A 10,171-nucleotide genomic window follows, 5' to 3' on the forward strand; every position below is an offset into this window, starting at 1 on the left:
TGTATAAAAAGTATAATTAAAGTTTATGTACACCTCTTAACAAAACTTAGCAAAAATTTTAAAATTAGTTGAGAAGTTAGCTTCAAATTCTGGATGGTTATGTTATTCTATATTTTAGGGATATTAAGTTTTTCAGATTATTTGCTGCCAAAGTAAAATTACTTACCAATAATTTTACTTAATGGTACTGTGATCCATTCCTAAGCTGGCACTTTTATAGACAAAACTATGCTTATGTTGACAAAAATTGACATAAGTTGGTTAAAAAAGTCACCCACTTGATACATGATCTTACGATGTCAGGTCAAGTACTGAATTAAGACTATTGCTGATGCCAAAATCAACCAATAATGGTGGTAGTCTTTTTCAAAATCACGAATAAAAGAAAAGTCGCGTTGAGCTACAGCGTGTAAGTCTATGGAGGGATAACCGCTCCCATGCTCCTGTTGAAGTAGAAAGTAGGGTATAGACTCGTCTATGTCTTATATAGCAGTTTAAAAATATGGCAGCCAGAAAAATAGCAAAATTTATTTTAATTTCTGCTAGATTGATGTGCGTATTAAATTGAACTACGCGCTGTCAAACATGAAAGCTATTTGGCGTAATCAGCGCACGTCAAAAGTAGCTTAAATTTATATTGATTGGTATGAATTCAGTATCTCAGACTGGTAGAATATAGATGAAGACAGTAGTGTATTGCTATTTAGCGATAAGGCTGTGATCAGATGTATGGACTGAGAATCTTGTATTAAAGAATAAATTAATTGGTCAGAGAAAGTTTATTTTCTACTGGACAGTTTTTCGTATCCAAATATACCTATCAAGGAATGACTTTGATAGGGAGCAATTTGGCCGTTTTGGGATGCAATTTTATATTCCTTAGATATCAGATCTGGTAAAGAAGATGATTTACGAAAATATGCCTATGATGATATTTATATTAGCTGCTGGGTACTTATTTACTGTGTATTTGTTGTTAGCTTTAGCAAAGCGTAGTGGTAAGAAAACGGTGGAATAGTTAACAGTTAACCGTTAGTGGTTAACTGTTAACTATTCAGTAAAGCAAACTTGTTCTACCATTGGGGTATAACCAAGCCATTGTAATCCAGATTGGGTAAATTGTTCAGGACAGCCACTCACGGCGAAACGAGTGGGTAAAGGGGGGTATGTATTTCTCATACCTAAGAGTTCTAATTCCTGGGCACAAGATTGTACAACATGAATAGCAGGATCTATTAGTTGTACGTGAGGGGGAAGGAGCGATCGCAAAACTGGAGCAAGTAAAGGATAATGAGTACAACCATAAACTAAAGTATCAATTTTATTTTCCAGCAAAGGTTCTAAATAATTTTTAGCTACTTCTGTAGTGTAAGGGTCATTAATACGACTTTGTTCAATTAGTGGCACAAATTCAGGACAACTAACTTGCCAAACTTGCACGTCAGTTCTAATTTCAACAATAGCTTGTTTATAGGCATTACTTTTTGCTGTTGCAGGAGTAGCAATTATACCTATGCGTTTTCCTTTTTCCACAGCCGCTTTTGCACCAGGAAGAATAACACCAAGAATAGGAAAATCAAATTCTTGACGTACTATATCTAATGCTAGGGCAGAACTGGTATTACAGGCCATAATCACCAGTTTTACCCGTTGTTTTTGCATCCAGTCAAGAATTTCTCGGACAAATACTAAAATTTCTGCTTGGGAACGAATACCATAGGGAAGACGTGCAGTATCACCAACATAAATAATAGATTCATTGCTGAGTTGTTTATACATTTGTCTGAGAACTGTTAAACCCCCTACACCACTGTCAAAAAGTCCAATAGGTGCACGCTGAGGTTCTACATAAGAGAATATATCAACACCAGTATCAAAAATAGAAGATGAATACACAGGCAAATATTAAGGAATGTTGTGGGCTGTTGTGTTACGAGTATATAATAACGTAAGTTGCTAGTTATGCAAAAAACACTCTCAAGTGGAAGTGAAAAAGATAGATGGGAAAAACTTGGCAACAACATTATAATTGATTCTTTACCTTGACTCCTAACTCCTCACTAGCAACTTGGATTGTTTTTTTTGTGCAGGAGATTTTATTCCTGATAGACATATAGCGATCGCATTTGTCTATCACTAGCAACTTAGGTTAACTATACTTTTTGTTACTTTAATTACATACTTACTACAATATGATTTTCTAGTCTACCAATACCTTCGATTTCTATTAATATGCGATCGCCTATTTTTAATTGTCCCACTCCCATCGGAGTACCAGTTAAAATAATATCTCCAGGAAACAACGTCATAATTTGACTAATGTAAGATACCAGAATATCTGGAGAAAATACCATCTGATCAATAGAAGATGATTGTACAGGGTGAGGATCATCATTTAAAAAAGTTTGTAATCGCGCTCCAGGATGCAATTTTCGCACTATCCAAGGACCAAGAGGGCAAAAAGTATCAAAACCTTTAGCACGCACCCATTGATGGTCTTTCCTCTGGAAATCTCTAGCAGTGACATCATTAGCTATAGTGTAACCCCAAATTTTGCTTTGGGCTTGTTCTGGTGTACATTGATAAGTGCGATCGCCTATCACTAAAACTAATTCTCCTTCATATTCCACCTGTTGAGACATGGAAGGATATTTAATTTCTGCATGATTAGCAATAATAGTTGTAGGTGGTTTAAAAAATAGCAAAGGTTCAACAGGAACAGAACCGCCCATTTCTGCTGCATGATCAGCATAGTTTTTTCCCACGCAGATAATTTTAGAAGGTTCACAGGGAGCGAGAATTTGATATTTATCAGCATCTAAAATCAAATCTGTGGGTTCACCATTGCACCAAGGAGCAGCATTTAATACTTGTACGCTTTGAGAGGGTTGAAGTAAACCATAATAAATATTACCGTTGTAACTTTGAACTCGGACATAACGCTGTGCCATAACCTGATCTATCCAAAAATATAAAGGATGAAGTGGATAATTTACATGAAAATCTGCTAAGATTATAATTCCTTGTTGCTGTGTGATGTTGATCATGTCAATAGTCTATATTCAGACCTTGATAAAAATGAACACCAGCAGCCTTTTTGTCCATAAGGTGACTAAAAAATATGACCACAGTTTACGAAACTATGTATATCCTGCGTCCCGATTTAGGAGATGATCAGGTAGAACAAGCGGTGACAAAATATCAAAACATACTACGTGAAAACGGCGCTGAGAATATTGAAATTCAAAATCGCGGTAAACGTCGTCTAGCTTATGAAATTGATAGACATCGGGATGGTATTTACATTCAAGTCAATTATACAGGTCCGGGAACTGCGATCGCTGTTTTAGAACGTGCTATGAGATTAAGCGAAGAAGTGATTCGCTACTTAACCATTAAACAGGACGTTCCCAAGCAAAAGTCACCAGCAGAAGCGGTAACTGCTTAATTTAGCTGTCAGCTATTAGCCGTCAACCCTCAGATGTAGTGCGGGCATCTTGCCTGCATACTATCTATAATATGTGTACTATTTCTAAATATTGCTACTATTTTTAATATTGCAATTAAGGTACAAATTGTAGAAGAAAGCTATACCTCAAAATGTAGTTTTCTGGATTTTGAACCAATCAAAAAGCATGAGAAATATTTAGGAAAAAGAGTTAAAAGAGGTTTATTTAGGTCTAAGTCGGGTCAGCATTATTCAGCAGATTTAAACGGTTCTTTGAATATATTAAGAAAAGTAGTTGGGGAGTCTATCTTTGATAGAAACTCAACCTTAGAGGCTTGTAGTTAGCCCTGTAAGGCTTAGGACATTACCAAGCTAGAAATATTTGACTATATTTTTAGTAACTATTTCTAAACCAATCACCAATTACCAATTACCAATCACCAATCACCAATTACCAATTACCAATCACCAATTACCAATTACCAATTACCAATTGTAAAAAACTTACGCTATGATCATCCTAGTTATCAACTAAGAGCTTTAAGGAACTGTGATCACATCTGATACACCCAACATTCAAGAATTATCTAGCGAAATCTCGCAACTGCGTCAAGAACTGCAACTGCGAGATCAATTGGTGCAGCAATTATCCCAAGAACTCTTTAGACTAGTTAAGGGAAACACGAGCTTTACACCTCCCACTACCAAGGTTGAACCAGAGTTAAATTTAAGTCTATTACAGGAATTAAGAGATCAACTTCAAGCTGTTGAAGAACAAGTAGCATTCTACCAAGAAGAAATTTCTCATCGGGATACAGAAATTTATCAACTACGTCAATCAGTACAAGAACTGACTGATCGCAGTAGAATGTTAGAACAGGTAGTACAGGAATTACCGCAAATTTACCGTCGTAAATTTGAAGAACGAATGGCACCAGTTAGAGATAAAGTGGCTACATTACAAAGAGAAAATCGCCAATTGCAAGCGGAACTACAAAGCGTGAGTTATCGTTTAGCCCTAAAAAATCGCTATAGTAATCACAGCGCTATTGATTTACCTAATTTTACCCGTTCTGAACCAAAAATTTCCGTCACTGATGATTTATCTACAGTTTAACGTTTTCACAACCTATTTAATTCCGTTCAAAGATGTTAAAAATTGGTGTTTTTAATTGAAAATAATTAAAATTACACATCCGCAATACCTTCTTAGGTATTGCGGATTTTAGGTTTATAAAAGGTTTTTATTAACTTACAGCACTTCCCGGTGTAATGAGGTACACTTTATTTTCAGATGTAAAGTAGAAGTAAAAAACCAAGAATATTAGACTGTACCTCGTAGCCAAGGAATCTGCTGTAGATAGTTTAAGACACTCATGGGAATAATTTAGCTGGTGAAAGCTAAAGATTTTCCGGGAGTATCACAAATAATATCTTCGTACTTGGGGACAATCTCAAATACTGAGTCTAGCTGAGTAAGTTCCAAAATTAACTTTACTTGAGGTTGAACATTGCATAAAACCAAACGGCAACCACTTTGACGTGCTGACATTAATCCTTTAATTAAAGGAACTAACCCAGAACTATCCATGAAATCTACTTCTGCTAAATCTATAACCCAAAGTTGGTTGCAACGAGGTTCAATAGTAGCAATCTGTTCACTTAAAGCCGTTCCAAACTCTAGGTTTATACCGCCTTCAGGCTTCAATAAAATTAGTTGGCGTTCTTGTGTAAGAGTCATAAATTTAACTGGATAATATGGGAAACGTTTCAAAAAAGTCTCGATGTCAATAGTTACTAAAAATATAATTAAATATTTTTAGCTTGGTAAGGTCCTAAATCTTACAGGGCTAACTACAAGCCTCTAAGGTTGAGTTTCTATCCAACATAGACTCCCCAACTACCTTTCTTAATATAATTAAAGTCAGTAAGAAAGTCACCCGTTAATTAACCTTTTTCATTTAAACTCAATACTAGCTAAACTTGAATAATATTGGGGAAATAAATATTGGAAACAGTATTTACCTCGTATAATTTTTGATGACTTTTTCAGTATAATCATAAGTATTAGTGAAATTCGGTAACAAATGTATCTTTTATCAATTTTTAATAGTTCATGAGGTAATTGATAAGTAATTATTAAGTTAACTTATTTGCAATGGTATTTGCCTAATGCACCCTACAAATACTACAAACAAATACTTAGATATTTTGAAAATTCAAATACTATTGCTATATAACCCAAGTTGCTAGTTATTAATTTTCGGATATTTTGTAGTCTGTAGGGTGCGTCAGACAGAATAATTTAGGTGAAAATTACCAATTTTAAGATTCTGACGCACCCTACTTCATCTAACTGGTAACTTACGTTATATAGATTTTTGTATAGGTTAGGACTTACGCAAGTGTCACACTAAAAAATCTGTTGTAGGGCGCGTCAGATATCAACAATTTAGTTATTTACATGATTTATGCTGTTTAGTTAGGAGGTAGCAAAGTCTGGAGTGAAAATTCTAACTCCTGACTCCAGACTCCTTCATTGACAGTTTCAACCAAACAAGTAAAGATATATAAAGGTTAAATTTTGTAAACTCGGTGGTGCTGGATGTCTTTTGAACTACTTTCACTAGAGAACATCCAAGAGATTGCTCATCATTACGGTTATTGGGCAATTTTTGTGGGAATTTTACTAGAGAATTTGGGCATTCCTCTTCCTGGTGAAACTGTGACTATTGTAGGCGGTTTTCTAGCTGGTAGTAATGAACTCAATTATTGGTTTGTTCTCGGTAATGCTGTTGCTGGGGCTGTAATTGGAGGTAATTGTGGTTATTGGATAGGTAGAGTAGGCGGTTGGCCTTTCTTACTCCAAGCTGGTAAAATTTTCCGTATTTCAGAAGCGCGACTACTGAGTATTAAAGAACAATTTAGTGAAAATGCTGGTAAAACAGTATTTTTCGGTCGTTTTTTTGCTTTATTAAGAATTTTTGCTTCACCTTTAGCCGGTATTGCGGAAATGCCTTTTGCTAAGTTTCTCATTTATAACATTGCTGGAGCGATGGCTTGGGCTACTGTGATGGTAACGTTAGCTTTCTTTGCCGGCAAGATTGTTCCTTTGGAACAGTTAGTAGCTTGGATGAGTAAGTTTGCCATTTTAGCGTTAGTAATTTTATTAGCGCTGATTATTGTTCCTATCTGGTGGGAATCTCGGCAAATTAAGCAGGAAACAGGAGAATAAATTGATAATCAGCTGATTATCTAGTATGAAAATTGAGCAGGTATTTTACCTGCTTTACCCTACTTTACTAAGTACCTCAGCAAAATTAATTGAACATTTATTTGGTAGTAATTAAATGTGCGTGACTTTAAACCCCTGTAGAGACGTTCCATGTAGCATCTCTACATTATCTTTGGTAGCAAATTTCTCTTGAACATTTGGGAAAAATATAAGACAATTTCATGAATGATATTATACACTACACAAGCTATGACATTTCAACCACTACAAAATAATATTTCTACTGACAGTAATAACGAAAACCAAACATCAACTTCTCATGATTTATTGAAACTTACCCTTACAGAAGTTAATTAAAGTTTTAAATATTTAAATATATTTATACTAAATCCATTTATAATCATATAAAACGACAACATTAACTAATAAAAGAAGCAAAACGTTTAGATACTTCTCCAGACAGTTATCGCAGATTATTAGAAGCGTATATCGCATCCAATGAAACCTCATTATTTAATTCTACACTGCTAATAGCTGATAGCTGTGGGTATTTTACAAATTATTTTACACATTTGCCGATGATTGTGCCAAAATAAACATAACTTTTTTTGGGCATCTGTAACCGATGGTTTGGCAAAAGGGGCATACATTACAGAATGGTAAATATATTATAGAGTCAATCCTGGGACAAGGCGGCTTTGGGATTACTTATAAAGTTTGGCATGAATATTTACAGGCTTATGTAGTTATAAAAACCCTCAATGATGAATTACGAGATGATCCAGATTATCATAAATTTGAGGATAAATTTCAAAAAGAAGGGCGAATATTACAACAACTTTCTCAACAGAAAAATCATCATATTGTGAGAATTACAGATTTATTTCAAGAGGATAACATCTGGTATTTAGTGATGGACTTTGTGGAGGGAGAAAGTTTACAAAATTTAGTACAAAGACGGACATTATCAGAAACAGAAGCAGTTAATTATATTCGGCAAATTGGAGAGGCTTTAATAGTTGTTCATAGTGTAAATTTAGTTCATCGAGATGCCCATCCAGGCAATATTATGATTCAAAAAGATGGTACTGCTATCCTAATTGATTTTGGTATTGCGGGGGAAATTACTCCTACTAGCAGATATAGAAGTTCTAAACAGTTTGCCCATCAAGTTTTTGCCCCTTATGAGCAAGTTTTTGGAGTGAGTGAACCCACATTAGATGTTTATACTTTAGCTGCTTCTCTGTATTATGCTTTGACTAGAAAACTTCCTGCTGCTGGTACTGAACGTTATAAGGAGGTAATTTTACAACGTCGTTCAGATCCTTTAATTGCACCAGAAGTATATAATTCTCATATTAGTAATAATCTGAAACTTGCCATTTTGAAGGGGATGAAATTAGAACCTCAATATCGTTCTGAGTCTATGTCTAAATGGTTGGAATTATTGCCAACTGTAAGTAATAATTCTACTCCTCAAATAGAAATTGAGGAAGAAATTAAACCAGTTATAAATACTCCTACATATCCTATTCCGCAAAGATATCAAAAGCCGATTAAAAATGAACCAGATATAGTTATAAAATTAAGAGCTATTTTTGATTATTTAGGTCAAGGTTTGAAGAGTATACTTGCTATTATTATTGATATTTTAGAAAGCATCGTTAATATATTAGGAGGCATTTTATCAAGTGTTTTTGAGGCATTAGGAAATATATTAGCCGCAGTTAGTGATCTTCCTTTATGGGAACTAGGATATATTACTTTTTATTATTCAATTCTAGGATTTTTCTCAGGTAATAGTGCTGTTGCTATTGCTATTGCTATTGCTGTTGCTATTGCTTTTTGTTATATTGATATTTTGGGTGGTTGTATTTTTATTGCTATTGTTAGTGCTAGTACTTTTGCTAATGCTATTTGTATTGCTAATGCTTCTGCCATTCCTAGTGGTATTGCTATTGTTTTCGCCATTGCTAGTGCTATTGCTTTTCCTAGTGTTATTGTTTTTTTAGATAAAACAAATATTTTAGATAAAACAAATATACGTATTGATTTTGGTGATAGTGATATTTCTTTTAGCATTGTTTATGTTAGTTCTTATTCTTTATTTATTACGGCAATGCTATATTTAAAATTTGGTTGGCTGGGTGTTGCTGGTGGTATGGTATTATGGGTTTTATGTATTCTTTTGTGGTTTGCTTATATTTCTTCACTAAGAAAACTAGACGAACAGTCGTTTAGTCAATGCAAAAAATTTTTCATTTGTGCTGGTACATCATCATTAGGCTTATTTTTAGGTTGGTTAGTTTATCAATTCTTCCCCATATTTGCACATCGTTAAACCTGTATTTATCAACCTTCAATTATTTAAGTAATTTTAATTAAGTAATTTTAATTATTTTTATTTAGCAAAGATTTAATTAAGAAATTGGGGATATTTAACTACTTACGATTAAACCAATTTTCCCCACCTGGTAACTGTATTAAAACTTCTGCTATGGCTTTCGGTAAAGTTTTCGTTGAATGTTCATAAGTCAAAGTTAAAAATTGACAACCTTTTCCTATCAACTCTGTTTTATCAATCATTTCCTCTAACTGAAATTGATTATATGCACCATTCAAAACCTCATCACTAGCATCAGCTATAGCTTTGTCTATAACTTCATCTAAAATTAAATCTTCCCATTCATCAACATTAATATAATAGGACTTTTTATTTTCCTTGAGATTTAATCTTTTAATTTCCATAATAGAATTACGGATAGATGTAGCCCAAGAATTAGTTAATCTTTCTTCAATATGATTTTTAATCAAATGAATTAACAAAATATTCACAAAAGACAGAATATTTCTAATAATAGCCTGTTTACTCATCCCCTCCAACTCATCTATAATAGCTAAAGCATCACTATAACGTTGTTCTAAAATACTATTTCTGAGGTCTATTAATTCTTGTGTCATTGCTGTATTAACCTCAAATTTTGTGAGAATACTTCTTTATAATAACATCAAATTACATTAGTGCAAGCCTCTTCCTTGCATCACCTATGTCAGTTAAATAACTATAAATAACTAACAAATTACCAACATTAATTACCAGCATTTTCACTAATTCCTAAACATAAAAAAACCCCATCAAAGGATGGGGATAATTATTTTAAATTACAGCATTTTCTAATTTTATCAAGTACAAAATCAGCTACAAATATCCGCGTTTATCTGCGTTCATCCGCGTTTAAATATCTTCCCTTGTACCTCATAAAGAAAAATTGCCATATTAACGTTTGCAATTCAACATTAGAGAGCATTACCGCGAGGTAGCACTTCTTCAGGGAATACAAACTGTTCGTGAGGTTGATCCTGAGGTGCCATCCAAGCACGGATACCCTCATTCAACAAAATATTTTTAGTATAGAAGGTTTCAAACTCAGGATCTTCTGCTGCGCGTAATTCTTGAGATACGAAGTCATAAGCCCGGAGGTTTAATG

8 protein-coding genes and 1 pseudogene are annotated in these 10,171 nt (G+C 34.0%); 4 read left to right on the forward strand and 5 right to left on the reverse strand.

Features of this window, described 5'->3' with window-relative positions:
* Positions 1–1,050: 1,050 nt before the first annotated feature.
* Entirely contained in the window at positions 1,051–1,896 is an 846-nt protein-coding gene (gene murI, locus H6F32_RS06430) for a glutamate racemase (RefSeq protein WP_190368504.1), read from the reverse strand.
* 278 nt (positions 1,897–2,174) lie between these two features.
* Positions 2,175–2,951 carry a fumarylacetoacetate hydrolase family protein gene (locus H6F32_RS06435; RefSeq protein ID WP_190368518.1) on the reverse strand — a complete coding sequence of 259 codons (777 nt, stop codon included), beginning with the start codon at positions 2,949–2,951 and terminating at the stop codon, positions 2,175–2,177.
* Positions 2,952–3,121: 170 nt separating this feature from the next.
* Between H6F32_RS06435 and rpsF the strand changes: the two genes are divergently transcribed.
* Positions 3,122–3,448 carry a 30S ribosomal protein S6 gene (rpsF, locus tag H6F32_RS06440; RefSeq protein ID WP_190368505.1) on the forward strand — a complete coding sequence of 109 codons (327 nt, stop codon included), beginning with the start codon at positions 3,122–3,124 and terminating at the stop codon, positions 3,446–3,448.
* Between the two features lie 550 nt (positions 3,449–3,998).
* Positions 3,999–4,565 (forward strand): Npun_F5560 family protein, encoded by a 567-nt coding sequence (locus tag H6F32_RS06445; RefSeq protein ID WP_190368506.1) that lies wholly within the window; start codon positions 3,999–4,001, stop codon positions 4,563–4,565.
* A 270-nt stretch (positions 4,566–4,835) separates the two neighbouring features.
* Here H6F32_RS06445 and H6F32_RS06450 read toward each other — a convergent pair whose 3' ends face one another.
* Positions 4,836–5,189: an STAS domain-containing protein gene (locus H6F32_RS06450; RefSeq protein ID WP_190368507.1), complete on the reverse strand. Its 354-nt coding sequence runs from the start codon at positions 5,187–5,189 to the stop codon at positions 4,836–4,838.
* Positions 5,190–6,053: 864 nt separating this feature from the next.
* On the opposite strand from H6F32_RS06450, the gene H6F32_RS06455 reads away from it, so the two are divergent.
* Together H6F32_RS06455 and H6F32_RS06460 are read left to right on the forward strand one after the other, a co-directional pair.
* Positions 6,054–6,683: a DedA family protein gene (locus tag H6F32_RS06455; RefSeq protein WP_190368508.1), complete on the forward strand. Its 630-nt coding sequence runs from the start codon at positions 6,054–6,056 to the stop codon at positions 6,681–6,683.
* Between the two features lie 625 nt (positions 6,684–7,308).
* Positions 7,309–9,024 carry a serine/threonine-protein kinase gene (locus H6F32_RS06460; protein WP_190368509.1) on the forward strand — a complete coding sequence of 572 codons (1,716 nt, stop codon included), beginning with the start codon at positions 7,309–7,311 and terminating at the stop codon, positions 9,022–9,024.
* Between the two features lie 101 nt (positions 9,025–9,125).
* On the opposite strand, the gene H6F32_RS06465 is transcribed toward H6F32_RS06460, so the two are convergent.
* Both H6F32_RS06465 and H6F32_RS06470 read right to left on the reverse strand, forming a co-directional pair.
* Positions 9,126–9,644 carry a DUF29 family protein gene (locus H6F32_RS06465; protein ID WP_190368510.1) on the reverse strand — a complete coding sequence of 173 codons (519 nt, stop codon included), beginning with the start codon at positions 9,642–9,644 and terminating at the stop codon, positions 9,126–9,128.
* A 336-nt stretch (positions 9,645–9,980) separates the two neighbouring features.
* Positions 9,981–10,171, reverse strand: a pseudogene (locus tag H6F32_RS06470) (photosystem II D2 protein (photosystem q(a) protein)); the annotation flags it as partial.

The organism is Anabaena sp. FACHB-1237 (assembly GCF_014696225.1).
Taxonomy (GTDB): domain Bacteria; phylum Cyanobacteriota; class Cyanobacteriia; order Cyanobacteriales; family Nostocaceae; genus FACHB-1237.